We start from the raw sequence: 25508 nt of genomic DNA, 5'->3' as shown, positions 1-25508 counted from the left end.
TGATCTGGCCCGCATGCGCTATCCCGCTTTGGACCTGTTGCGTGGCATCGCCATCGTCTGGGTGATGCTGTTCCATTCGTTCGTGGTCGGCGGGTTGGGTCCGGACTGGGAATGGCTGTCGCGCTACGGCTGGATGGGGGTAGACCTGTTCTTCGTACTGAGCGGCTTTTTGATCGGCACCCAGGTGCTGACCCCGCTGTCGCGCGGCAAGCCACTGGACTTCGCCGATTTCTACCTGCGCCGCGCATTCCGCATCCTGCCGGCGTTTTTGGTGGTGTTGGCGATCTACATGGCATGGCCGGGTTTTCGCGAATCGCCCGGGCTGGCGCCATGGTGGATGTTCCTCACCTTCACCTTGAATCTGTTCGTCGATTACGCCGAGCAGGCGGCGTTCTCGCACGCATGGTCGCTCTGTGTGGAAGAGCATTTCTATCTGGTGTTTCCGTTGCTGGCCACGTTGTTGTTGCGGCGTCCATCGGCGGCACGCGTGGTCGCGGTGTGCGTGGCGGTGGTGGTCGCCGGCATCGCGTTGCGCACTAGCGTGTGGCTGCACAACACGGCGCTGGATCAGATCGGCAGCGGCCAGCAGCGCAACTGGTTTGTCGAAGATCTCTATTACCCCACCTGGAACCGGCTGGACGGTTTGCTGGCCGGTGTCGTGCTGGCAATGACGAAGGTCTTCCGCCCCCGCACATGGCAATGGCTGCAGCAGCGCGGCAACACCTGGGCGCTGGCCGGTGTGGCCATGCTGGCACTGGCGATGTGGTTGTTCCGCGAGCGCACCGGTTTGATCGGCAACGCGGTGGGCTGGCCGGTGCTTTCGCTGGGGCTGGCCTTGCTGGTATTGGCAGGCACCGCGACCGACAGCGCACTGGGCCGGCTACGCGTGCCGGGTGCCGCCTGGTTGGCCGCCATTTCCTACAGCGTGTATCTGACCCACAAGGCGATGTTCCATGTGACCCAGGGCTGGCTCGGCGCCACGCTGGACGGCCGTGGTGTCCTGGCCTTTGCAGTGTATGGCGTGGTGGCGCTGGCGGCGGGTGCGCTGCTGCATTACGTGGTGGAACGTCCGTTCCTGCAGCTGCGCGGCGCGTTGCTGCGGCGGCGCGCAGCCGTGCGCCGCGATGCCGAACGTGCGTGATGCGATGGTTGCGGAGAACGGCGAGCGTGCACGGGTGGCGGCGTGGCGGCCGCCGCTGCAGCACCTGGTGTCAGGCAACCGGTCTGCGCAGTTGCTGCGACCATGCAGCGCTGATGTAACGAAAAGCCGCGCAATGCGCGGCTTTTCGATGCTTCGTTCGATGCTCGGTAGGGCTTGCGCGGCGCAGCGGGGGGTGCGGCTGGCGCGCTGCACGCCCACCGCCTAAGCCCTTGCTTCGATGCACGCCTCACTGCGCGTCGCGGGCCACCTGGAACCCCGCAAAAGACTGCGTCACCGGCATGATTTCCAGGCGGTTGATGTTCAAATGCGCCGGCAGGCTGGCGACATAGAAGATCTGTTCGGCGATGTCTTCGGCCGTCATCGGGGTGGCGCCACGGTACAGCGTGTCGGACGCGGCCTGGTTGCCGCCGGTGCGCACCAGGGTGAATTCGGTCTCGGCCATGCCCGGTTCGATCGAGGTCACGCGCACGCCGGTGCCGTGCAGGTCAGAGCGCAGGCCCAGCGAAAACTGCTGCACGAAGGCCTTGGTACCGCCGTAGACGTTGCCGCCGGTGTATGGGTAGGTTGCCGCCACCGAGGCGATGTTGATGATGGCGCCGCGGCGCGCAATCAACGCCGGCAGCAGGCGGTGGGTGAGCGTCACCAGCGCGGTGACATTGGTGTCGATCATCTGCTGCCACTGCGTCAGGTCGGCCTGCTGCGCCGGCGCGGTGCCCAGCGCCAGACCGGCGTTGTTGACCAGTACGTCGATGTCGGCGAAGGCCGGCGGCAGCGCGTCGATCGCGTCCGACAAGGCGTGTGCATCGCGCATGTCGAACGCGGCGGTGTGGACCTGCCCGGCCGGCAGTTCAGCGGCCAGCGCCTGCAGGCGTTCGGCGCGCCGGCCGGTGGCGATGACCTTCCAGCCGGCTGCAGTGAAGCGGCGCACGGCGGCGCTGCCGAATCCGGAGGTGGCACCAGTGATCAGGACGGTCTTGGACATGGGGAACTCCAGGGGGACAGGGGGGCGGGAACCAGATTCAGTGAGCAGGCCGCGGCTTCGCCGTTGCCGCATGCCGCGCACGCAGCCGCTCTTCGGTCAGGGTCTGGCGTGCGACGACCTGGCCACGCCGCAGCTGCAGCACCACGTACGGGGCCGGTGCGTGCGCAGCGCTCGTCGCGGTGGCGGGCAGCGCGACGAGCAATTCGCCATCCACCCAGACGGCGGGCACGGGCGCTGCCTGGCCGGGGAACAGCACATCCAGCGGCAGCGTGGGCGGCGCGTCGTTACAGGCGCCCAGGACCACGCGGTCGAGCACCAGCTGTTGCCCGTCCAGGCGCCAGTGGGCGCGGTAGCCGCGCCAGTTGGCGCTGCAGCTGCCCAGCGCGCTGCCTGCGTGCGCCACAAAACGCTTCCAGGTGGCTGGGTCGTCCAGTGGGCCGGACAAGGGTTCGGCCAGCAGCGTCGCCTGCTGGCCGTCGATCTGGATCAGGTCGGGAAGTTGAGCGGTGGCCTGCGCCGGGCCGGCCCACGCCAGCACGCCCAGCAACACGCCAGCGATACGTCGCAACACGGGCGTTTACTGCGCCTTGATCGCGATGGCGGACAGGCCACTGCCGGTGAGCTTCTGCTTGGCCTCGGCAAGCTCGCTGGCACTGCCATAGGGCCCCATGCGCACGCGGTAGACCGTCTTGCCGCTGATGTCGGCCGATTCCACGCGGGCGGCCAGGCCCATCATCGCCAGCTTGGCCTTGGTGGATTCGGCATCGCCGGAGGCGCCGAACGAGCCGGCCTGCAGGATGTAGCGGGTGTTGTCGGCGACCGCCGGCGCTGCAGCCGCGGGCGCTGTTGCAGCGGCGGCGGTTGCGGCGGGCTTGGGCGCGGCAGCGGCCGGTGTGGTGAGTGCGGCGGTGCTGGCCGGAGCCGGCGTGGCGGCCGGGCGTGCCGGTGCGGTTTCCGGCAGCGGCTTGGGTGCGCTGGCGGCGGTTTCCTTCAACGGCGTCGGGACGCTGGCCGCCGGTGTGGCGGCTGCCACGCTGGCGCCGGGTGCGGGGGGCACGGGTTTGCCTTCCAGCGCCGCACGCGCACGCGCGGCCTCTTCGGCGCGTGCGCTGGCCGCCAGTTCGGCATCGGACATCTGCACTTCCTTGCCGGGCAGCAAGGTATAGAAGTCGTACTGGGTCTGCGCATCGCCGGGTTTGGCCTGCGGCTTGGGCGGCTGCGCGCTGGGCTTGGGCAGTTCGGCCGGCGTGTCCACGTCGGCATCGGCCACCGGCTCGGGCTGCGCATCCGGATTGGCACGCGGGCCCACGCGCAGGAAACCGTCGCCGTCCTTCTTGAACAGGTTGGGTGCGGCCAGGAAGATCACTGCCGCAATCGCGGCGCCAGCCACCAGCCACACCCAACCGGGGGTGCCATTGCTGGTGTTGCGCCGGGCCTGACTCTTACCGCGTCGTGCTGCCATCTACCACTTCTCCGAATCGTGTCGTTGCGGGCCCGCTGGCCCGGCTTGCTGTGGCAATGCGCGCCGCTGCGCTGATTGCCCGGTGAGCGCCATCGGCGCCCGAGGTGGCAGGCCGGCGCCTGCCGCAGTGCCACGCGCTGCGCCGCTGCTTGCGCCGGCACCCGGGAGCTGCCGCCTTTCTACATCTTTTCCGGAGCGCTGACGCCGAGCAGTTCCAGGCCATTGGCCAGCACCTGTTGGGTGGCGACCGCCAGGGTGAGCTTGGCGTCGCGCTCGGCGGCATCGTCCACCAGCACCTTGCTGTTGTGATACCACGTGTGGAAGGCGTGCGCCAATTCACGCAGGTATTGCGCGATCTGGTACGGCTCCAGCGCCTGGCCGGCGATTTCCACCACTTCCGGGTAACGCGACAGCTCCAGCATCACCGCCAGCGAGTGTTCGTCGTCCAGGCATGCGAGCTCGGCCAGGCCGTGGGCCTGGTCGTACTTGTAGCCCTTTTCCTGCGCCTGGCGCAGCACGCTGCACACCCGCGCATGCGCGTACTGCACGTAGAACACGGGGTTGTCGTTGCTTTGCGCGCGCGCCAGGTCGATATCGAAGGTCAGCTGCGAATCGGGCTTGCGCGCGATCAGGAACCAGCGCACCGCATCGGCGCTGGTTTCTTCGATCAGGTCGCGCAGGGTGACGTAGCTGCCGGCGCGCTTGGACAGCTTCACTTCCTCGCCGCCGCGCATCACCGTGACCATCTGGTGCAGCACGTATTCCGGCCAGCCTTGCGGGATGCCCAGTTCCATCGCCTGCAGGCCGGCGCGCACGCGCGTCAGCGAGCCGTGGTGGTCGGCGCCCAGTTCGGTGATGGCGCGCTCGTAGCCGCGTTGCCACTTGGTCAGGTGATAGGCCACGTCCGGCACGAAGTAGGTGTAGGTGCCGTCGGACTTGCGCATGACGCGGTCCTTGTCGTCGCCGAAGTCGGTGGACTTCAGCCACAGCGCGCCGCCTTCTTCGTAGGTATGGCCGGAGGCGATCAGCTTCTGCACCGCTTCTTCGACCTTGCCGTCCTTGTACAGCGAGCTTTCCAGGAAGTAGATGTCGAAATCGACCCGGAACGCGGCCAGGTCGTGGTTTTGCTCGTTACGCAGGTACGCCACCGCGAAGCGACGGATCGATTCGAGATCGGCTGGGTCCTTGGTGCCGGTGACCAGATGGCCTTCCAGGTCGACGGTGTCGCCGGCCAGGTAGGCACTGGCCACATCGGCGATGTAGTCGCCGCGGTAGCCGTTTTCCGGCCAGCCGTCGCTGTCGGGGGTGAGCCCCTGCGCGCGTGCCTGGACCGACAGCGCCAGGTTCTCGATCTGCACGCCGGCATCGTTGTAGTAGAACTCGCGCTTGACGTTCCAGCCGTTGGCGTCGAGCACGCGCGCCAGGCTGTCGCCGATCGCCGCGGCGCGGCCGTGGCCGACATGCAGCGGGCCGGTCGGGTTGGCCGAGACGTATTCCACGCCCACCGAACGGCCGTTGCCGGCCAGCCCGCGGCCGTAGTCGTGGCCTTGCTTGATCACATGCGCCACTTCGCGCTGATACGCGGTGGGGGCCAGATGGAAATTGATGAAGCCCGGACCGGCGATATCCACCTTGGCTACGTCGTCGCTGGCCGGCAGCGCGGCAACCAGCGCCTGCGCCAGTGCGCGCGGATTGCTGCGCGCAGCCTTGGCCAGCAGCATCGCGGCATTGGTGGCGAAGTCGCCGTGCTCGCGGGTCTTGGGTCGCTCGACCACAAAATCCGGCGGCAGGGTGTCGGCGGGCAGGGTGCCATTGGCGCGCAAGGCTTCAATGCCTTGGCCGATCAGTGCGCGGAGTAGGGCTTTCACGTGGGATCTGCTTGGAACCAAACCAGCGATTTTACCCGACCGCGCGGCGCAGGGTCCGACCGATGGTTCAGGTCAGCGCACCACTGCTCATTCCAGCCAGCCGCGCTCGGCGAACGACACCGGTCGACCATCGCCGATGACGAAATGGTCCAGCAGGCGGATATCCACCAGCTCCAGGCTGTCCAGCAGCCGCTTGGTGACCGCGCGGTCGGCCTCGGAGGGCTCCGGATTACCCGACGGGTGGTTATGCCCGACGATCACCGCCGCGGCGTTGTGCAGCAGCGCCCGCCGGACCACTTCGCGCGGGTGGATGTCGGCCCCGTCGATGGTGCCGGTGAACAGTTCCTCGAAGGCGATGGCGCGGTGGCGGTTGTCCAGGAACAGCGCGGCGAACACTTCATAGGCCCGCGCGCGCAGCCGCTGCGAGAAATAGCGGCCCACGCTGGGCGGGTCGCTGAGCGCCTCGCCGCGCTCCAGCGCGCTCATCAGGTGCCGCTGGGCCAGCTCCATCGCGGCGGCAAGCTTGCAGGCCGAGGCCGGGCCCAGCCCGGGCAGGCGCGCCAGCGTCTTGGCCGGGCGGTCCAGCAACAGACGCAGCGGGCCGTGCCGGTGCAGCAGATCGCGCGCGGTCTGCACCGCATCCTGGCCGCGCAGGCCGGAGCCGACGAAGATCGCCAGCAGCTCGGCATCGGACAAGGCGGTGGCCCCGCGCGCCAGAAGTTTCTCGCGCGGGCGTTCGTGGGTGGGCCAGTCGTGTATGTGCATATGGCGAGATTGCCGGTGCTCATCGCCGACGCCCATCAGGCCAAGCGGAGGCATCGGCTAATCTAGTTGTCCTTGTAACCGTAGGACGACCCCGACGTGATCGGCTCCACTCAGGCCCGCCCCCTGGACGGACAGCGTTTGCTGCTGTGCGTCGGCGGAGGCATCGCCGCTTACAAATCGCTCGAACTGGTCCGTCGCCTGCGCGACGCCGGTGCGCAGGTGCAGGTCGCCATGACCGGCGGTGCGCAACAATTCGTCACCCCGCTGAGCTTCCAGGCATTGTCCGGGCAGCCCACCCGCACCACGCTGTGGGACAGCGCCGCCGAGCAGGCGATGGGCCACATCGAACTTGCGCGCTGGGCCGACCGGGTGATCGTTGCCCCGGCGACCGCCGACCTGCTGGCGCGTCTGGCGCATGGTCTGGCCGACGATCTGGTCACCACGCTGTGCCTGGCCACGACCGCGCCGCTGACCGTGGCGCCGGCCATGAACCACCGCATGTGGCTGCATCCGGCCACCCAGGCCAACATCGCCACCCTGCGTGCGCGGGGGGTGGCGGTGGTGGGCCCTGACGACGGCCCGCTGGCCGAGGGCGAATCCGGCCCCGGCCGGCTGGCCGAACCGGCCGCGATCCTTGCGGCGCTGGCCGGCGGCGCGGCGGTCGCCAGCGCAGCCCCGGAGGGCACCAAGAGCGTTGCCGCGCCCGTGTTCATCCCCAGCAGCACCCAGCTGGAAGGCCTGCGCATCGTGATCAGCGCCGGCCCCACCTTCGAGGACCTGGACCCGGTGCGCTACGTCGGCAACCGCAGCAGCGGCAAGATGGGCTACGCCCTGGCCGCCGCCGCTGCCAGGCAGGGTGCCTATGTGGTGCTGGTCAGCGGGCCGGTGCATCAGACCACCCCGGAGGGCGTGCAGCGCATCGACGTGCGCTCGGCCGCGCAGATGCGCGACGCGGTGCTGGGTGCATTCCCGGCCGACATCTACATCGGCGCTGCCGCCGTGGCCGACTACACCCCCAAGCGGGTGGTGTCGCAGAAGATCAAGAAGACTGGCGAAACGTTGACCCTGGAGCTGGTACGCACCCCGGACATCCTGTCCGAGGTCGCCGCGCAGACCGGGGCGCTGAAACTGGTGGTCGGTTTTGCTGCCGAAACGCACGATGTGGAGCATTACGCCCGTGGCAAGCTGGCGGCCAAGCGGCTGGACCTGATCATCGCCAACCAGGTGGGGATCGAAGGCGGCGGATTCGAAAGCGACAACAACGCAGCCACGGCCTATTGGCAGGGCGGCGAGCGTGTGTTCCCCAGCAGCAGCAAGACCGAGTTGGCAGACCAACTGCTGGCCCTGATCGCGGAGAGATTGCAGGCATGAGCCCCCCAACCCAGTCCTTGCAGGTGAAGTTGCTCGACCCGCGCTTCGGCGATCTGTGGCCGCTGCCGGCCTACGCCACCGAATCCAGCGCCGGCATGGACCTGCGCGCCGCGCTGGAGGCGCCGATGACGCTGCAGCCGGGCGATGCGGCGCTGATCCCCAGCGGTATCGCGATCCATCTGGCCGACCCGCAGCTGTGCGCGGTGATCCTGCCGCGCTCGGGGTTGGGCCATCGCCACGGCATCGTGCTCGGCAACGGCACCGGTTTGATCGATGCCGATTACCAGGGGCCGCTGCTGATCAGCACCTGGAATCGCGGCCGCGAGGCCTTCACCATCGAGCCGGGCGACCGCATCGCGCAGCTGGTGATCCTGCCGATCGTGCGTATGGGCTTGCAAGTGGTGGATACTTTCGTCGACAGCGCGCGGGGAGCGGGTGGATTCGGCCACACCGGCGTGCGCTGACAGGGGAAATTACATGAGCAAGGCGAACGAGCGCAGGCAGGGGATGTCCAGCGTGCGTACGAGTGGTCCGGTGTTGGGAGGCATATTGCTGCTGCTGGCTGCCTGGTTCGGCTGGAACAGTTATGCGCAATGGCGCCAGGACGCGGTGGCGCAAGGGCTGGAGCAGGCGCGCGACCGCGCGGTGCAGGACGTGGGCCAGGCCATGGCCACCCAGGCCAGCCAGCTCGACGCGGTGCTCAAGCAGCCGCCGGTCATCGCTGCGTTGGCCGGTGGCGACGCGCTGGCGGCCGCATCGGCCATCCGCGAGCGCTTCAAGGGCGCCGAGGATGTGCAGGTGCTGCCTGGCGACCTTGCCGCGGCCTATGCCAACCCCAAGGATTTCGGTTACGCGCGTCTGAGCCTGCTCGAATCGGCGCAGGTGGCCGACCGGGCGCAGGTCCGGGTGGTACGCGAGGCCAAACAAGTCCGCCTGGGCGTGGCTGCCGCGGTGCGCCTTGGCGGGCAGCCGGCGGTGGCGTATGCGCGGTTGCCGTTACTGCGCCTGACCGGCCCGCTGGATGCAATCGCGGCACCGGACAGCGCCTACCTGGCCGTGCGCCAGGGCAGCTACAACGTGGCCCAGCAGGGCGATATGGCACTGGCCGATGCGGCCGAAACGCTGGCCAGGCCGCTTGGGACCAGCGGCTTGCGCGTGGCTGCGGCGGTGCCGCAAGGCGACAGCGGCCCACTGGGCCTGGGCGCCGTCGGTTGCGCCATCGTGGCGGCATTGCTGCTGATCATTGCGGTACTGCTGGTGCTGGCCAGCCGGGGTCAGGTGGCCTTGCCACGGCGCCGGGTTGCCGACCAATCCGGCGCCGATGAACCCACCTTCAGTCAGAGCCTGCAGCACGACGCCAGCGTTGCCAGCGAGGCACGCGCGCTGGACGCCGAGGCACCGCCGGCACCGCCAGCGCTGGTGCCGGCGGTGCAGGTCGCCACCGAGATGTTCCGTGCCTACGACATCCGCGGCGTGGTCGGTAAGGACCTCAACCCCGGCGTTGCCGCCTTGGTCGGCCAGGCCATCGGCAGCGTGATGCAGGCACAGGGACTGCGCGATGTGGTGGTCGGTCGCGACGGCCGGCTGTCCGGGCCGGAGCTGAGCAACGGCCTGATCGAAGGCCTGCGCCGCGCCGGCTGCAACGTCACCGACATCGGCCTGGCACCGACGCCGGTGGTGTACTTCGGCGCCTACGAGCTGCGTGCCGGCAGCTGCGTGGCGGTCACCGGCAGCCACAATCCGCCGGACTACAACGGTTTCAAGATCGTGATCGGCGGCGAGACCTTGTCCGGCGCCGCCATCGCCGAACTGCACCAGCGCATCAACGAAGGTCGCCTGCATACCGCCGCCACGCCTGGCGAACTGGAACAGCGCGACATCAGCGATGCCTACATCCAGCGTATCGCCGACGACGTCCAGCTCGATCGCCCGATCAAGGTGGTGGTGGACGCCGGCAACGGCGTGGCCGGTGAGATCGCACCGCGCCTGCTGGAAGCGATCGGCGCCGAAGTGGTGCCGTTGTACTGCGACATCGATGGCACCTTCCCCAACCATCACCCTGATCCGAGCGAGCCGCACAACCTCAACGATCTGGTGAAGATGGTGCAGCGTTTCGATGCGGATATCGGCGTGGCGTTCGATGGCGATGCCGATCGCCTGGGCGTGGTGACCAAGGAAGGCGCGATGGTGTTCCCCGACCGCCTGCTGATGCTGTTCGCTGCCGATGTCCTGCAGCGCAATCCTGGCGCATTGGTCATCTACGACGTGAAGTGCACCGGCAAGCTGTCCGACTACGTGTTGCGCAACGGCGGTAGTCCGCTGATGTGGAAGACCGGGCATTCGCTGATCAAGTCCAAGATGCGCGAGACCGATGCCGAACTGGCCGGCGAGATGAGCGGCCACTTCTTCTTCAAGGAGCGCTGGTACGGCTTTGACGACGGCATCTACGCCGCCGCACGCCTGCTGGAAATCCTGGCCCAGCGCGAGGAAACCCCGTCCGACGTGCTGGACGCCCTGCCCGAGAGCGTCTCCACGCCGGAGATCAAGGTGCCGGTGGAAGGCGATGCGCATGCGCTGGTGGCGCGCTTTGTCGCGCGTGCGCAGACCGGCGAAGAATCGCCGTTCGAATCGGCGCGGCTGTCGACCATCGACGGGCTGCGCGCGGACTTCATCGACGGCTGGGGGCTGGTACGCGCCTCCAATACAACGCCGATCCTGGTGCTGCGGTTCGAAGCCGACAGCGAGGCCGCATTGCAGCGGATTCGCACGCTGTTCCGCAACGAACTGCAGACGTTGTTGCCGGAGCATCCATTGGCGTTTTGATCGCCGGATGCGCGGACCGTCCGCTGCGTTGCCTGGGCAGGGGCAGCGCAGCTGGGCCGGCGGGCGACGCGGCGGGCCGTTATCCGGCTCGCTTCGGTGTACGCGATCAACCGTGTGTTGCGCCTGTTCCGGTTGGCTCGGCACGATCGCAGTGCGTGGTGATCGACGCGGCGTCGTGACCGTCCGTCAATAGCCAGACTGCGTCCCAGTACGGATACTCGCCCACCTGCTCGGCCAGGCCCGCCCGCAGGGGCAATGCGACCAGCGTGCGCGCGAACTGTCGATGATCGCTTTGCTGCGGGAGCGCCGAGACCTGCATCTGCGGCTGCCACACCGTTCCACCACGCCCGCGTGCGCGATTGACTGCATCGGCGGTCCTCAGTCGCGCCGTCTCCGCCAATTGCAGCAACACCGCCTTGCTCGGTGCCTGCAGCAACCCGCACCACGCCTCAGGCAACAGCACCCAGCACAGCAACTGCGCACCTTGCCAATGGCGTGGCAGCGCCAGGCTGGCCGCCGCGGCGCGAGCGCAGCGCCAATCGGCGAATAGCGGCACGCGCTGATGCGTGGGCAGCCGCAGATGCCAATACGTGGCTTCAAGCGTCGGCGTGGACAGGAGGCGATGACGGAGCGCAGTGGACATGGTCACAGGTTGCCCGCGGCGCGAGAGCGGCAACATCGGCGGGCAGTCCATCATCGCGTCGGCCGCGCGCGCAATGGCGTGTCCGAAAAGCGGGCATCAGCGGTCAGCGCTATCGCCACGCCTCCGGCAAGCTGCGCTGCATGGGGTGGATGCCGCAGGTGGCGTCAAGGCGCGTAGGCGCACATCAATCACGCTGCATCGCACCCCAAAACCTTGTCAGTGAGATGCAGTGCAGCCGTATCGCTTGCGTACGCTGAGGCATCGCCAACCACGATGGATCACCGAACATCGGATGCAGCAACGCGCTTTGCAGCGCACCGGGATCATCTCAACCCGCCACGGCTCACCAACGGCGTTCGATCACCAGCAACCATCCGGACCAGGCAATGCGAATCCCGAATCCCGAATCCCCGCCTCAATGACCGGCCCGGTCGCGTTTCCACCCGCGATGCTTCACATCCAGATACAGGCTGTAAAACGCGGTAAACGCCGGGAACAGGTTCTGCAGCACACCGACCGAATCCTGCTTGGCCGAAAACACGAAATAGCTCAGCGTCATCAGGCTGCCGACCACGCTCATGTACCAGAACAGGCGCGGAATCACCGGCTTGCCGGCGCGCTTGGAGGCAACGAACTGCACCAGCCAGCGGCCACCGAACATCAGTGCGCCGACATAGCCGATCAGCTTCCACCCGGTCACATGGATGCCGGTCCAGTACAGCCAGGTCAGTTGTTGGTCGAGCAAGGACGGGTCCATCAGCGTTCCTGCACCACGGTGCGCTTGCTGCGGGTGATCAGCCAGGCCACGCCGCGCAGGTCGCGGATGCCGACCAGGGCGCGATTGAGATTGTTGTACTTGGACACGCCGGCGGTGCGGTGGCGGTGGTTGACCGGCACGCTCACCGTGCGCCAGCCGGCGCGCTGCATCAACGCCGGCAAATAGCGATGCATGTGGTCGAAGTACGGCAGGTCCAGGAACGCCTCGCGCTCGAACAACTTGATGCCGCAGCCGGTGTCGGGCGTGTTGTCGCGGAGCATGCGCGAGCGGATCGCGTTGGCCCATTTGCTGGCCCAGCGCTTGGAGCCGGAATCCTGGCGGTTGACCCGCCAGCCGGCGAACAGCTTCACCTGCGGCTCGGCCTGGCTGCGCGCGATGAGCAGCTTTGGGATGTCGGCCGGGTCGTTCTGGCCGTCGCCATCGAGCGTGGCGATCCAGCTGGCGCGCGCGGCCTTCACCCCGCTGCGCACCGCCGTGCTCTGGCCGCTCTGGGTCACATGATGCAGCACGCGCAGTTCCGGCGTGGTGCTCTTCAGGTCTTGCAGCACCGCGAGCGTGTCGTCACGCGAATGGTCATCGACATACACGATTTCGAAGGCCACCACGCCGCGCAGGGCGCGGACGATTTCGCCCACCAGCGTGGCGACGTTATCGCGCTCGTTGAATACCGGGACGACGACGGACAGCTGAGGTTGGCTCATGGATGCGGGGTAGCCGGATGAAGGCTGAGCGAAAAAGATCGGGCATTGTGCCCTGACTCTCTGAGTCAGGCATGAAGCATGCACGCGTTATGCGCATTGGACCGGTTGAAGCAGCCTGTAGCGTACGGTGGGGAGGTGGCAAGGCTGCGAAGGCGTGGGCCAGCGGGCCGATCACGCGCCCTCTTCCGGTGCATCAGCTGGCACACATCGCCATGCATTGCGTGGCTGCCATGCGGTCGTACGCCCGGGCGGCTGCTGGAAGGTAGGCCCTGCATCTGGCTCGCATGGCAGCCTCCGCGCTCCGTGCGCCCATCGACGCCTTCGCACCTCCCCCCGTAAATCCCGCCAAGCGCTAGGTGCGCTCGCCGAAATACTGCCGGCACCACTCCACGACCTGCGGCAAACCACGCTCGACCGGGGTCGCCGGATCGAACCCGAAGGCCGCCTGCGCACGCTGCGTATCGGCCATGGTGCGGATCATGTCGCCCGGCTGCATCGGCCGGTAGACCTTCTCGGCTGCACGGCCGGCGGCCTGCGCAATCACGTCGATGAAGGTCTCCAGCTCCACCGGCGTGTGGTTGCCCAGGTTGAACACCCGGTGCGGCACCGGCGCGGTGCTGGGCGTGTCCAGCGCGCCCAGCACACCGGCCACGATATCGTCGACGAAAGTGAAATCGCGCTGCATCTTGCCGTGGTTGAACACCTCGATCGGCCGCCCCGCCAGCACCGCACGGCTGAAGATCAGCGGCGCCATGTCCGGCCGGCCCCACGGCCCGTACACCGTGAAAAAGCGTAGCCCGGTCGCGCGCAGGCCATACAGCTGCGCATAGGTGTAGCCCATCAATTCGTTGGCGGCCTTGGTTGCCGCATACAACGAACGCGGTTGGTCCACGCGCTGGTCTTCGGAAAACGGCGGGGTGGCCGAATCGCCGTAGACCGAACTGCTCGAGGCATACACCAGGTGCTGCACGCCGCGGTGCCGGCACAGCTCGAGCATGTTGACGAAGCCAACCAGGTTGCTGTCCACGTAGGCGTGGGGGTTTTCCAGCGAATACCGCACGCCCGCCTGCGCAGCCAGATGCACCACGCGGGTCGGCTGGATCTCATCGAACAATGCGGCCAGACCCTCGCGATCGGTCAGGTCCAGCGTGCGGATATCGATGCCGGGGCACAGCGCCGCCACCCGGTCGTGCTTGAGCTGCGGGTCGTAGTAGCTGTTGTAGTTGTCCAGCCCCACCACCGTCTCGCCGCGGGCCGCCAGCGCGCGGCAGGTATAGGCACCGATGAAACCGGCAGCGCCGGTGACGAGAATGGTCATGGCTGTGATCCTGGGAAATGCGGAAACAAAAGGCTGGCGCTCCGGATGCGCATGCGCGGCGCATTGCAGGCGCCGCTGCGAGCGGGTTCGGCATCTCTATGCTGCCAACGCGCCTGCCGTGCGCGGCGTGCCAGGCGCGATTTGCCGCGGTCGCAGCGCATGCGGCGCTCGAAACAAAGGCTGCAGCGCGCCACGCGTCTTCGTTCACCGCAGCGCGAGCGGCGCTTCGCTGGCAAGCTTGGCCTTGCGCTCGGCGCTGAACTTCCACCACGGCTGCGCCGCCTCGCCGTCCATGAAGCGCACGATCGACAGGAACACATCGATTACGCAGGGGTCGTGCAGCACGCCGGTGCGCAGGCACAGCTGTGCGTGCATGTCGTAGGCATCGCGACCGCGCAGCTGCGCAGGCACGCGGATGCCGATCAGGCGCAGGTCCTTTTCGCAGGCCGGCCCGACGTTGGGCAGGTCGGTCAGCTGCAGCAGGTGCTGGCGGTCCACCTTGGCGGGATTCATGGCCGACGAAGATCCTGTTGGATGTGCAAGCGATCAGCTGCGCTGCATGCGCAGGCGTTCGAGCACGCCGTCCAGCGTGTCCAGATCGGTGTAATGGATCACCAGCTTGCCCTTGCCGCCGCGGCCATGATTGAACACCACCTTGGTGCCCAGCGACTCGGACAGTTCGGTTTCCAGCGAGGCGATATCGGCCTGTGGGGCCACCGGCGCCGGCTTGCCCTTGCGCAGCGAGCCGGGCACCTTGCCGGCGGCAAACTGCTGCGCGCGGTGTTCGACCTCGCGCACCGACCAGCCCTGGTCGGCCGCTTCCTGCGCCAGCTTGCTGGCCAGCTCCGGCGCCAGGGTGAGCAGCGCGCGCGCGTGGCCCATTTCCAGCCGGCGGGTTTCCAGCAACACGCGAATGGCCACCGGCAATTCCAGCAACCGCAGCAGATTGGAGACCGACGCACGCGAGCGTCCCACCGCGCCGGCGGCCTCGGCATGGGTCAGCGAAAATTCGTCGATCAGCCGCTGCAACGCCTGCGCTTCTTCCAGCGGGTTGAGGTCTTCGCGCTGGATGTTTTCGATCAGCGCCATCGCGATGACGGTGCGGTCGTCCAGCTCGCGCACCACCACCGGCACTTCGGTCAGCCCAGCCAGCTGCGAAGCGCGCCAGCGGCGTTCGCCGGCCACGATCTCGAACTGCCCCGGCGCCAGCTCGCGCGCCACGATGGGCTGGATCACGCCTTGCGCCTTGATCGACTCGGCCAGCTCGGCCAGCTTGACCTCGTCCATCTCCCGGCGCGGCTGATACTTGCCCGGCTGCAGCTGGGTCACCGCCAAGGTGCGCAGGGTATCGCCGGGCTGCAAGGCCTGTTCGTCGGCACCGGCCGGTGCGGCGGCGGCGGCCGCGCCCTTGGGCCCCAGCAGCGCTTCCAGGCCACGGCCCAGGCCACGCTTCTTTGCCAGCGGCGGCTTGCTCATCAGACGGTCTCCACGGGCCGGACGGCCTTGTTGCGGTCGTTCTGGCGGCGCACGATCTCACCGGCCAGGCCCAGGTAGGCCACCCCGCCGCGCGAGGTGCGGTCGTAACCGACGATGCTCTGGCCATGGCTGGGCGCCTCGGCCAGGCGCACGTTGCGCGGCACGATGGTGCGAAACACCTTGTCGCCGAAATGCTCGGTCAGCTCGGCCGATACCGCATTGGCCAGGTTGTTGCGGATGTCGAACATGGTGCGCAGCACGCCTTCGATTTCCAGCGTCGGGTTGAGGTTGGCGCGCAACGCTTCGATGGTTTCCAGCAGCGCGGTCAGCCCTTCCAGCGCGTAGTACTCGCACTGCATCGGCACGATGATCGAATCGGCCGCGGTCAGCGCATTGAGCGTGAGCAGCGACAATGCCGGCGGGCAATCGATCAGGATGAAGTCGTACTCGTCGCGGATCGGCGCCAGGGCGCGCTTGAGCCGCTGTTCGCGTTCGCCCTGGTCCATCAGCTGGATCTCGGCAGCGGTCAGGTCGATGTTGCCTGGCAGCAGGTCGAAGCCTTCCGGCGCGGCCACCCGGATCTGCGCGGCGGTGTTTTCGCCCAGCAACAGGTCGCAGGTGGAGGCGGCCACATCGCGCTTGTCGATGCCGCTGCCCATGGTGGCGTTGCCCTGCGAGTCCAGATCCACCAGCAACACACGCTTGGGCGCGCGCGCCAGGCCGGCCGCCAGATTGACCGCGGTCGTGGTCTTGCCGACGCCGCCTTTCTGGTTGGCAATGGCGATGATCCGGGCCATGCGGGAGAGCCTCGTGGGCAAAGAGTAAGACCGGCCATTATGCGGGCAGGGCGTCGGATCGGGAAATGCCGCCCGCGGCGGTGCGCCGCACGGCCGGGATGACGCAGCGCCGGTCAGCCGGCGGGCGGGGCGCCGGCGGGTGGCTCCTTCATGGCCCGGTAGCGCTGCAGGATGTCGGCGATCTCGCCATCCAGCGCCACCCGTTGCTGCTCGAAGCTGATCTGCAGACGCAACTGCGCCATCAGATCGCGATGGCGCTGCTGGATGTCGCCGGCCAGCTTGTCAGCCACTGCCTGGCCGGCCAGCTCGCGGTCGCCGGCGCTGCGCAGCAGGCTGGCCAACCCCTCGCGCAGGCTGGTCACGTTGAAGCGCGCGGTATGGATGTTGTTGTCCACGATGGCGATGCGCTCCTTGAACACCCGGCGCAGGTCGTCCTCGCTCTGATAGGACATCAGCATCGCCTGGTCGGTGCGCTGGCGCATCTGCTCGGCGGCCAGATCGGCCTGGCGTTGCTGCTCGCTGGCCGCAGCGGCAGCGCGCTCGTCGCTGCTCATGGCGCGCTGCACCTCGGCGCTGCGCATCCCGCTCTTGACGTTGAATTCGTCGCGCGCCTGGTTCACCGCCTCCGGGGGCAGCGTATCGCTGCACACGCGGGCGCCGTTCTGGTTCCAGCAATACAGCTTCTTGCCGGCCGGCTTGTCTTGCGCGCCGGCTGGCGCCGCCATGATCAAGGTCGCAGCGACAGCCGCCGCAACGGCGAACAATGCCGAACGTGTGTGTATTGGCATCATCGCAGCCCCCTGTCGCCTGCCGTCAGCCTGTGGTGTCGGTCCCGTAGCGGCCACGATAGGCCAGCAGCGGTTCCTGGAAGCCCACAAGGTCGGCGTTTCCTGCCGCAAAAGCAAGCAGGTCGCCCAGGTTGGCCACCGCGATCACCGGGATGCCGGCCTCGGCCGCCACCGCCTGGGCGGCGGAACGGCGGTCCTGATCGGACGCGATCTCCTGCCGGTCCAGCGCCACCACGATCCCCGACGGCATGCCGCCGGCGGCACGGATGATGGCCAGCGCCTCGCGGATCGCGGTGCCGGCGGTGATCACGTCATCGACGATCAATACCTTACGGCCGGCCAGCGGCGCGCCGATCAGGGTGCCGCCTTCGCCATGGTCCTTGGCTTCCTTGCGGTTGAACGCCAGCGGCAGGTCGCGTCCGCGCCCCGCGTAGGCGCAGGCCAGCGCGGTTGCCAACGGAATGCCCTTGTAGGCCGGCCCGAACAACAGGTCGAAGTCCAGCCCGGCCGCATCGATCGCATCGGCATAGCACTGCGCCAACTGCGCGGTCTTGGCTCCCGAATCGAAGCGCCCGGCATTGAAGAAGTACGGGCTGAGCCGCCCGGACTTGAGCGTGAACTCGCCAAAGCGCAGGGCATCGGCGTCCAGGGCTAGCTGCAGGAAACGGGTGCGGTGGTCGGTCATTGGACGGGAATGGGGAATGGGGAGTCGGGAATGGTAAACGCATCATGCGCCGGCAGCCTTCCGCATGCGCCTGGGGTAGGCTTTACGATTCCCTATTCCCGTTTCCCATTCCCGGCCTATGCGCATCATCAGTTTCAACGCCAACGGCCTGCGCTCGGCCGCCAGCAAGGGTTTCTTCGCGTGGTTCGCCGCCCAGGACGCCGACGTGCTGTGCGTGCAGGAAACCAAGGCCCAGGAGCATCAACTGGCCGGGCCAGACTTCCTGCCCACCGGCTACAAGGCCTGGTTTCGCGACGCCAGCACCAAGAAGGGCTATAGCGGCGTGGCGATCTACAGCCGGCACGAGCCCGACGAGGTGCGCACCGCGCTGGGCTGGCCGGAGTTCGACGAAGAGGGGCGCTATATCGAAGCGCGCTTCGGCAACCTCAGCGTGGTGTCCTTCTACATCCCCTCCGGTTCCTCGGGCGAGTTGCGCCAGGACTACAAGTTCCAGGTGATGCAATGGCTACGGCCGATCCTGGAGCAGTGGCTGGCCAGTGGCCGCCAGTACGTGCTGTGCGGCGACTGGAACATCGTGCGCACGGCGCTGGACATCAAGAACTGGAAATCCAACCAGAAGAACTCCGGCTGCCTGCCGCCCGAGCGCGATTGGCTCAACGGCCTGTGCGCCGACGCGCCAGAAGACGCCAACCCCGCCGAAGGCCGCGGCTGGGTCGACAGCTACCGCGTACTGCATCCGCAGGGCCAGGACTACACCTGGTGGAGCAACCGTGGCGCGGCGCGCGCCAACAATGTCGGTTGGCGCATCGACTACCAACTGGTCACCCCCGGCCTGCGCGACACCTTGAAGGCCTGCTCGATCTACCGCGAAGAGCGCTTCTCCGACCACGCGCCGTACATCGTGGATTACGCGCAGTGAGGCAGGCCAAGGCTATGGTTTCGGTCATAGCGCGCCGGCATGTTGCAGAACGGGGCCAAGACTTCGCCGGCAACATCGCCATCCGGCGGCAGCTCGGCCACTGCAGCACGCGCGGCGGCTCTCATTGGCCCTTACGCAGTCGGCCGATGCCTTTCGCAACCTTCTGCTTCGGCACGGGAGTGCGTCGTTACGGTCCTGCACAGACCGCTCAAGACAGGACGCGTGACGCCATGACGGCCCTCCGCGGCGGGCTGCATGCAGCGGTGCCGTGGGCCGCGCCGGCCACGACCACTGGCGTTCGTGCTCGCCGGAGTGACGCATGACCACGTCTGCACCGGGCTATAAGGGCTGGCGTGGTATCCAGCGCGCCTTCGCCACGCCATCGGCGGCGACCATGGCACTGCTGGGCTTCGGCAGCGGCTTGCCGTTCCTGCTGATCGCCTCGCAGACCTTGTCGACCCGCTTGCGCGATGTGGGGCTGGACCTGGGCAGCATCGGCTTGATCAGCCTGGCCAGCTTCTTCTATCTGCTCAAGTTCCTGTGGGCGCCGCTGATCGACCGCTATGCGTTTCCGCTCACCGCGTTTCTGGGGCGCCGTCGCTCCTGGCTGCTGGTGGCGCAGATCGGCGTCACCATCGGCCTGTTCGCGCTGGCATTTTCGCGCCCGGACCTGAGCGTTACGGGGTTGGTCGGCTGGGTGTTGTTCGCCTCGTTCTGGGGCGCGACCCAGGACTCGGTGGTGGATGCCTACCGCATCGAAATCGCTCCGGATGCCGCGCAGGCCGCGTTGGCGGCGACCTACACGCTGGGCTACCGCATCGGCCTGATCCTGGGCGGTGCCGGTGCGTTGTACATGGCCCAATACCTCGGCTGGACGTGGGCGTACGTCGGCATGGCCGCACTGATGCTGGTGCCGATCGTCACCACCTTGCTATGCCGCGAGCCCGACCGGCCCGAGGCGACGGTCGTGCGCCGCGTGGACGTCGCCGGTGCGTTCTGGCAACCGATTTCCAGCTTCTTTTCCAGCAATGGGCTGGCGCTGGGCATCGTGCTGCTGCTGTTCGTGGGCCTGTACAAGTTTCCCGACCAGGTGATCGGCGTCATGGCCGGTCCGTTCTATCTGGATTCGGGCTTCACCAAGGCCGATATCGCCACCGTCTCCAAACTGTTCGGCGTCTGGATGGGCATTGTCGGCGCCTTCGCTGGCGGCGCGGCAATTGCCGCGTTCGGGTTCCGGCGCATGTTGCTGGTGGCCGCGCTGGGGGTGGCCTTGTCCAACCTGGCGTTCCTGCTGATGGCGCACAACCCCGGCAAGCTGTGGGCGTTCTATGCCGCGCTCAGTGCCGATAATCTCTTCCAGGGGTTCGCCGCCACGGTGCTGGTGGCTTTCATGTCCTCGCTGACCGACCGCAACTTCACCGCAACCCAGTATGCGTTGCTGGTCTCGCTGGCCAACCTGCCGGGCAAGTTTGCCGGTGGCGTGTCCGGGTTCGTCGTCCAGGCGACCTCCTACAGCACCTTCTTCATCCTCAGCGCCCTGACCGTCATTCCCACGTTAATGCTGCTGGCCTGGCTATGGCCGCGGCTATTGGCGCACGACAGGCGGCCGGATTGAAACGTCCGCCAAGGTTGCCGATGATGCGCGCGGAGCAGCGCATTGCACGAGGCAGGGCATGACCGATCTGGTATTGCGTGACATCGACCCGGTGCTGGTGGACCGTATTCGCCGCATTTCCGTCGCACGGGGCTGGACCCAGCACCAGACCGTCATGCATCTGCTCGAACAAGGCCTGTTCGCCAGCGAATACGAAGTCACCGGCGGCCTGCAGCACCCGGAGGTCGATGCCCTGGCCGAGGCGATTGCCGCGCTCAAGGCGCTGCCGGCGGGAAATAATCCCTAGCGCTGCCGCAGCTTCATCCCGGCCAGCACAGGCCCACGGGCTCACGCCGGATAGATCGCCCCCAACAGCCGAGGCCCGGCCGCCCCGGTCACCGCGGGCAGGTTGGCCGCGCGTCCGGCCAGCAGCTCGGCTGCCAGCCAGGCAAAGCCCATCGCTTCCAGGTAATCCGGGTCCAGTCCGTATCGCGCGCTGGATTCCACCACCATGCCCGGCAGCCGCGCCGCCAGTCGCGCCAACAGCACCGGGTTGCGCACGCCGCCGCCGCAGACCAGGACCCGTCGCGTGGTTGGCTGCAGCCGCAACAAGGCATCGGCCACGCTGGCAGCGGTGAGTTCGAGCAAGGTCGCCTGCACATCGGCAGCATCCAACCGCGCGCTGCCCATCGCCTGCACGGCCCAGTCCAGATGGAATTGCTCGCGGCCGGTACTCTTGGGCGGCGGCAATGCAAACCACGGATCGGCCAACAGCGCCTGCAGCAAAACCGCATCCACGCGCCCACTGGCGGCAAACGCACCCTCGGCATCGAACGGCGTGCCGTGATGGCGTTGGCACCAGCTGTCCAGCAACGCGTTGGCCGGGCCGGTATCGAATCCCAGCACCGCGCCATCGCGCGGAATCAAGGTCAGGTTGCCGATGCCGCCCAGATTGAGCACCGCGCGGTCTTCATCGCCTGCGCCCAGCATGGCCAGATGGAAGGCCGGCATCAGTGGCGCGCCCTGGCCACCGGCGGCCACATCGCGGCGGCGGAAATCGGCCACCGTGGTAATGCCGGTGTGCTCTGCAATCCGGCTGGCATCGCCGATCTGCCAGGTGAACGCTGGATTGGCGTTGGGCCGGTGGCGGATGGTCTGCCCATGCGAGCCGATCGCACGAATCTGCCGGCGCTCCACGCCACTGTCGCCGATCAATCGATTGGCCGCCGCCGCGAATGCCAGCCCCACCTGCGCGTCCAGCTGGCCCAGCGCATCGATGGCCACCGTCTCGGCGCCCTGGCCGAGCGCCACCAAGGTCTCGCGCAGTTGCGGCTCCCACGCCACCGTCGTCCCGGCCACCAATTCGCAGCGGCGGTGGGTGGCATCAGCAAAGCGCACCAGCGCGGCATCGATGCCATCGGCGCTGGTTCCCGACATCAGGCCCAGATACAAGGGGGAGTCAACGTGTTCCAAGACAGACATGCCGAAGCCAGAAAGACACGGCCGGCCAGCTTGTGCAGCCGGGCCGGGTCCGTCAACCGGTCTTACCCCGGTGGCAGCCGTGCAGTGGGCGCGTCATCGTCGGGCCACGTGCTGCAATCGCTGCCGCGAGAATGACCCACGCCTCGAGATTCCCCGCCCACTTCAGGCATCGTCAAGGTCTGCAGTCGCCTCAGAAGCTGTCGGTCGACAGCCAAGACCAGGTGCCGCATGGGGACATCGCAGCGTTCAACACCTGCAGTGCGCCGCAACCCGTAGCTGTACGGCAACTACCAGGCGACACGGCTGGAGGCAGCGCCGAACCTGCCCGCCACCACCTGCGCAGCCGCAACGCAGCTGACGCAGTGACCAGCCGCAGGCCTTAACTGCGCGACTTGCCCTTGGCCGGCTTGCCGGCGTCGGCGTAGATCAGCTTCTCCATGCCCTCGATACGGGCCATGGCCGGCGCCGTCTGCGCGCGGAACGCCGCCAGTTCGGCGCCCTGCAGCGGCTCCGGCGGCGGCATCGTCACCGACATCGGGTTGCGCTGCTGCCCGCCCACGCGGAATTCGTAATGCAGATGCGGGCCGGTCGCCAGGCCGGTCATGCCGACATAGCCGATCACCGTGCCCTGGTTGATGCGTTGCCCGGCCTTGATCTTGCCAAAGCGCGACATGTGCCCGTACAGCGTGCTGTAGTTCTTGCCGTGATCCAGGATCACCACGTTGCCGTAACCGCGCTGGGTCCCGACAAACACCACCCGTGCATCGCCGGCTGCCATGATCGGCGTGCCCGAGGCGGCCGCATAGTCCACACCCTTGTGCATGCGCATGGTGCCCAGCACCGGATGCTTGCGCGCACCGAAGGTGGAGCTGATCCGGCTATAGGCCACCGGCATGCGGATGAAGCTCTTCTTGAGCGGGCGGCCAGTGATGTCGAAGTACTCGGCCGGTTTGCCGGCGCGCTCGAAGCGGAACCCCGTATAGGTCTTGCCGCCGGTGGTGAACGTCGCCGCCAGGATGTCGCCGGTGCTGATCCGCTCGCCTTCGCGCCAGGTTTCATCCATGACCACGCTGAACCGGTCGCCGGGCTGCAGATCCTTGTCGAAGTCGATGTCGTACTTGAAGATCTCGTCGGTCATGATCGCCACCGCCGCCGGCGACAGTCCGGATTTGCCGGCCGAGGCATACAACGAACTGCTGATCTCTCCGCTGGCCACTACCGTGCGCGTGGTCGTCGCCCGCTCGGTCACGTTCTCGCGCACGGCGTCGCCCAGCAGGCGCAGTTCCACCCGATGACTGTCGTCGCGATCAAAACGCAGTGCGCGCAGCTGCCCCGGCGTCGGCATGTCGAAGGCGATCTCGGTACCCGGACGCAGCTTGGTCAGCGCGTCCTTGGTCCCCGGGTGCGCCAATACCTGGTACATGACCGTGGTCGGGATCCCCAGCTCGCTGAACAAGGTACTCAGGGTCTGGCCCGGCTTGACCTGCAGAATTTCCCAATCGGTGCTCGGTGCCAGCTGCTTGCGGCTGGGAATCAGCGGCGGCAATGGCAATGCCAGCGTGGAATGGCTGGAAAGCGGTGCGTCGATGGCGTTGGAAAAACCCGGCACGATCGTGGCGACCAGCGCACCGATGGTGGCGAACAGGCTGGCGTGAATCCAGTGACGGCGTGTCCAGCGGTCATTGAATGCCGCCGGCAGATGCGCCTTGAGCTTGCGATGCAGTGCAGTGTCGTGGAGGACGTGGAGGCGTTCGTGAAAGCGCCGCTTGCGTGCACGGCCCTGCTCTGAGTTCTGCATCGTTCAAATTCCTCGCTGGCTCGAAGTGCGAGCCCAATCGCCGGTACCATAGACAGCCTGTAACAGCGCGTCAAACCATTGAGCCTGTTCATTATTTTCACTTGGCGCGGAATTAACCCGCGTTTAACATCATTCACGTTTTTGACGGCAAGCGCCGCTGGAGTCTGTGGTTGGCCACTATCGAAGAATCCCTCGCACTCATCGGCCGTGGTGCCGAAGAGGTCCTCAAGCTCGATCAGCTGCAGGCGCGGCTCGCCACCGGTAAGCCGCTGCGGGTGAAGGCCGGCTTCGATCCCACCGCGCCGGATCTGCATCTGGGCCATACCGTGCTGCTCAACAAGATGCGGCAGTTCCAGCAGCTTGGCCATCAGGTGATCTTCCTGATTGGCGACTTCACCGGAATGATCGGCGACCCGAGCGGCAAGAACGCCACCCGCAAGCCGCTCAGCCGCGAGGATGTGCTGGCCAACGCACGGACCTACGAAGAGCAGGTCTTCAAGATCCTGGACCGCGAACGCACCGAGGTGCGCTTCAACTCCGAATGGTTCGGCCAGATGAGCGCGGCCGACATGATCAAGCTCTCTGCCCAGCACACCGTCGCGCGCATGCTCGAACGCGACGATTTCGCCAAGCGCTTCGGCAGCCAGCAGCCGATCGCCATCCACGAATTCCTCTACCCGTTGGTGCAAGGCTACGATTCGGTCGCCCTGAAGGCGGACGTCGAGCTGGGCGGCACCGATCAGAAGTTCAACCTGTTGATGGGGCGCGGCTTGCAGGAGCATTACGGTCAGGCGCCGCAAATCGTGCTGACCATGCCGCTGCTGGAAGGCCTGGACGGCGTAGCCAAGATGTCCAAGTCGTTGGGCAACTACATCGGCATCAACGAGCCGGCCATCGACATCGTCACCAAGACGATGAAGATCGGCGACGAGCTGACCTGGCGCTGGATCGACTTGCTGTCCTTCGATATCAGCCTGGCCGAAGCGGCGCGCCTGAAAGAGCAGGTCGCTGCGGGAGAGCTGCATCCGCGCGAGGTCAAATTGCGCCTGGCACGCGAGCTGGCCACCCGGTTTCACGATGCCGCAACCGCAGAGCAGGCCATTGCCGGCTGGCACGCGGTGGTAACGGGGCAGGGCGACACCAGCCTGCTATCGCTGCAGGAAGTGGTGGTTCCCGATGAGGGCCTGCGCCTTGCCGGGCTCCTGACTGCCGCCGGCCTGACGCCCAGCAACTCCGAAGCCACCCGCAAGCTCAAGGAACGCGCGGTCAGGATCGACGGCGAAGTAGTGGAGGATCCCAGCCGCGTCTTTACGCACGGCTTCGAAGGGGTCATCCAGGTAGGCAAGCGTAATTTTGCCCGCGTATTGCTCGTCACTGCCTAAAGCGCACCAAGGTTGCCGCAGGGCGGCAATCTCGGTGATCTCACGCGTCTTACACGTTGGATAGAAGTGACAGTCCCAATGCCCTCAAAGCTTTTCTGCTGGCGTGACTGGGCATAGCGCAAGTTTTGGCAACTTCGTGAAAAATTTTTCACAAAACGCTTCCCAAATCGGATCGGTGGGCATATAGTTCGCCTCCCCCGACGCAACGGCCTCCGCAAACGCGGAACCAGAGCGAAAGGGCTCGAAAACGCCTTGAAATAAGGTGTTGACGAAACGAAAAAGCCGGCTATGATGGGCGGCTCGCTACACGGAAAAGACGCTACGGCAGATTGAGGTGCAGCGGCGGCAACTTCCTCTTCACGAGGGGTTGACGAGGATGAAAAGCCTGCTAATATGGCCGGCTCGCTTCGCAGAAAACCTTCGGGTTCAAGCGAAGCAGCGTCAACCGCCTCGAAATGAGGTGTTGACGGCAAGAAAAAGTCCGCTATAATGGGCGGCTCGCTTCGACGGAAACGACGAAGCTGACGGGAACGGCGCTGAGGCCACTTCCCATGTTCTTTGACAGTGTGCGCAGGTAATTTGTGCGGACGCCTGCAGGAAGGATGATTGTCCATCTTGCAGACGTTTAATCAAGCAACATATTAATTGCTTTGCAAGCGATAAGTTGCCAGTGGTTGGACTTCTGCAGCTAAAGTATTTGCCTTCGGGCATGTA

24 protein-coding genes are annotated in these 25508 nt (G+C 66.8%); 8 read left to right on the top strand and 16 right to left on the bottom strand.

Features of this window, described 5'->3' with window-relative positions:
- Positions 1–13: 13 nt before the first annotated feature.
- The gene (locus J7396_RS10540) at positions 14–1141 is read left to right on the top strand and encodes an acyltransferase (RefSeq protein ID WP_033478901.1); all 1128 of its coding nucleotides are present in this window, start codon (positions 14–16) and stop codon (positions 1139–1141) included.
- 247 nt (positions 1142–1388) lie between these two features.
- Here the strand turns inward: J7396_RS10540 and J7396_RS10535 are convergent, their stop codons facing one another.
- The 5 genes from J7396_RS10535 to radC form a co-directional block, all read right to left on the bottom strand.
- Positions 1389–2144 carry an SDR family NAD(P)-dependent oxidoreductase gene (locus J7396_RS10535; protein ID WP_209261427.1) on the bottom strand — a complete coding sequence of 252 codons (756 nt, stop codon included), beginning with the start codon at positions 2142–2144 and terminating at the stop codon, positions 1389–1391.
- 37 nt (positions 2145–2181) lie between these two features.
- The gene (locus J7396_RS10530) at positions 2182–2715 is read right to left on the bottom strand and encodes a hypothetical protein (protein ID WP_014091288.1); all 534 of its coding nucleotides are present in this window, start codon (positions 2713–2715) and stop codon (positions 2182–2184) included.
- A 6-nt stretch (positions 2716–2721) separates the two neighbouring features.
- Positions 2722–3606, bottom strand: a complete 885-nt coding sequence (locus J7396_RS10525) for an SPOR domain-containing protein (RefSeq protein ID WP_011348859.1) — start codon at positions 3604–3606, stop codon at positions 2722–2724.
- A 179-nt stretch (positions 3607–3785) separates the two neighbouring features.
- Complete coding sequence (gene argS, locus J7396_RS10520) at positions 3786–5474, bottom strand: arginine--tRNA ligase (protein WP_008576503.1); 1689 nt, start codon at positions 5472–5474, stop codon at positions 3786–3788.
- An 87-nt stretch (positions 5475–5561) separates the two neighbouring features.
- Positions 5562–6275 carry a DNA repair protein RadC gene (gene radC, locus J7396_RS10515; RefSeq protein ID WP_029820819.1) on the bottom strand — a complete coding sequence of 238 codons (714 nt, stop codon included), beginning with the start codon at positions 6273–6275 and terminating at the stop codon, positions 5562–5564.
- Positions 6276–6335: 60 nt separating this feature from the next.
- On the opposite strand from radC, the gene coaBC reads away from it, so the two are divergent.
- Genes coaBC through J7396_RS10500 form a run of 3 tightly spaced genes read left to right on the top strand, consistent with a single transcriptional unit; the run spans position 6336 to position 10433 of the window.
- Positions 6336–7610, top strand: coding sequence for a bifunctional phosphopantothenoylcysteine decarboxylase/phosphopantothenate--cysteine ligase CoaBC (gene coaBC / locus J7396_RS10510; protein ID WP_209261426.1), 1275 nt, complete (start codon positions 6336–6338; stop codon positions 7608–7610).
- On the top strand, positions 7607–8074 hold the full coding sequence (gene dut / locus J7396_RS10505) for a dUTP diphosphatase (protein WP_007964142.1): 468 nt from the start codon (positions 7607–7609) through the stop codon (positions 8072–8074). Before coaBC ends, dut begins: the two co-directional genes overlap by 4 nt.
- A gap of 13 nt (positions 8075–8087) precedes the next feature.
- Positions 8088–10433 (top strand): phosphomannomutase/phosphoglucomutase, encoded by a 2346-nt coding sequence (locus J7396_RS10500; RefSeq protein WP_029820817.1) that lies wholly within the window; start codon positions 8088–8090, stop codon positions 10431–10433.
- A gap of 106 nt (positions 10434–10539) precedes the next feature.
- Here J7396_RS10500 and J7396_RS10495 read toward each other — a convergent pair whose 3' ends face one another.
- From J7396_RS10495 to pyrE, 9 genes are all read right to left on the bottom strand, one after another.
- The gene (locus J7396_RS10495; RefSeq protein ID WP_014091283.1) at positions 10540–11112 is read right to left on the bottom strand and encodes a hypothetical protein; all 573 of its coding nucleotides are present in this window, start codon (positions 11110–11112) and stop codon (positions 10540–10542) included.
- A gap of 379 nt (positions 11113–11491) precedes the next feature.
- Positions 11492–11833, bottom strand: coding sequence for a lipid-A-disaccharide synthase N-terminal domain-containing protein (locus J7396_RS10490; protein WP_008571195.1), 342 nt, complete (start codon positions 11831–11833; stop codon positions 11492–11494).
- Positions 11833–12555, bottom strand: coding sequence for a glycosyltransferase family 2 protein (locus J7396_RS10485; protein WP_008571194.1), 723 nt, complete (start codon positions 12553–12555; stop codon positions 11833–11835). The genes J7396_RS10490 and J7396_RS10485 overlap by 1 nt, the downstream gene beginning before the upstream one ends.
- A 352-nt stretch (positions 12556–12907) precedes the next feature.
- Positions 12908–13873 carry an SDR family NAD(P)-dependent oxidoreductase gene (locus tag J7396_RS10480; RefSeq protein WP_008571193.1) on the bottom strand — a complete coding sequence of 322 codons (966 nt, stop codon included), beginning with the start codon at positions 13871–13873 and terminating at the stop codon, positions 12908–12910.
- Between the two features lie 204 nt (positions 13874–14077).
- A complete protein-coding gene (locus tag J7396_RS10475; protein WP_008571192.1) occupies positions 14078–14386 on the bottom strand; it encodes a helix-hairpin-helix domain-containing protein in 309 nt (102 codons plus the stop codon).
- A 33-nt stretch (positions 14387–14419) separates the two neighbouring features.
- Positions 14420–15349, bottom strand: a complete 930-nt coding sequence (locus tag J7396_RS10470) for a ParB/RepB/Spo0J family partition protein (protein WP_029820814.1) — start codon at positions 15347–15349, stop codon at positions 14420–14422.
- Entirely contained in the window at positions 15349–16146 is a 798-nt protein-coding gene (locus J7396_RS10465; RefSeq protein WP_008571190.1) for an AAA family ATPase, read from the bottom strand. The genes J7396_RS10470 and J7396_RS10465 overlap by 1 nt, the downstream gene beginning before the upstream one ends.
- A gap of 113 nt (positions 16147–16259) precedes the next feature.
- Entirely contained in the window at positions 16260–16910 is a 651-nt protein-coding gene (locus J7396_RS10460; protein WP_209261463.1) for a hypothetical protein, read from the bottom strand.
- Between the two features lie 49 nt (positions 16911–16959).
- Entirely contained in the window at positions 16960–17619 is a 660-nt protein-coding gene (gene pyrE, locus J7396_RS10455) for an orotate phosphoribosyltransferase (protein ID WP_011348851.1), read from the bottom strand.
- Positions 17620–17737: 118 nt separating this feature from the next.
- Between pyrE and J7396_RS10450 the strand changes: the two genes are divergently transcribed.
- The 3 genes from J7396_RS10450 (at position 17738) to J7396_RS10440 (ending at position 20439) form a co-directional block, all read left to right on the top strand.
- A complete protein-coding gene (locus J7396_RS10450; RefSeq protein ID WP_014091280.1) occupies positions 17738–18538 on the top strand; it encodes an exodeoxyribonuclease III in 801 nt (266 codons plus the stop codon).
- A gap of 319 nt (positions 18539–18857) precedes the next feature.
- Complete coding sequence (locus J7396_RS10445; protein ID WP_011348849.1) at positions 18858–20153, top strand: MFS transporter; 1296 nt, start codon at positions 18858–18860, stop codon at positions 20151–20153.
- A gap of 58 nt (positions 20154–20211) precedes the next feature.
- The gene (locus J7396_RS10440) at positions 20212–20439 is read left to right on the top strand and encodes a hypothetical protein (RefSeq protein WP_003489057.1); all 228 of its coding nucleotides are present in this window, start codon (positions 20212–20214) and stop codon (positions 20437–20439) included.
- Positions 20440–20480: 41 nt separating this feature from the next.
- Here J7396_RS10440 and J7396_RS10435 read toward each other — a convergent pair whose 3' ends face one another.
- Positions 20481–21614: an anhydro-N-acetylmuramic acid kinase gene (locus J7396_RS10435; protein ID WP_029820812.1), complete on the bottom strand. Its 1134-nt coding sequence runs from the start codon at positions 21612–21614 to the stop codon at positions 20481–20483.
- A 379-nt stretch (positions 21615–21993) separates the two neighbouring features.
- A complete protein-coding gene (locus J7396_RS10430; RefSeq protein WP_209261425.1) occupies positions 21994–23412 on the bottom strand; it encodes a M23 family metallopeptidase in 1419 nt (472 codons plus the stop codon).
- 170 nt (positions 23413–23582) lie between these two features.
- Between J7396_RS10430 and tyrS the strand changes: the two genes are divergently transcribed.
- Positions 23583–24794, top strand: coding sequence for a tyrosine--tRNA ligase (gene tyrS / locus J7396_RS10425; protein WP_209261424.1), 1212 nt, complete (start codon positions 23583–23585; stop codon positions 24792–24794).
- Positions 24795–25508 lie beyond the last annotated feature (714 nt).

The sequence above is a fragment of the Xanthomonas sp. A1809 genome (assembly GCF_017746015.1).
In the GTDB taxonomy this organism is placed as follows: Bacteria; Pseudomonadota; Gammaproteobacteria; order Xanthomonadales; family Xanthomonadaceae; genus Xanthomonas; species Xanthomonas euvesicatoria.
The sequence above is the reverse complement of the archived record's forward strand: the minus strand, read 5'-3'. Positions and strand labels throughout refer to the sequence as shown.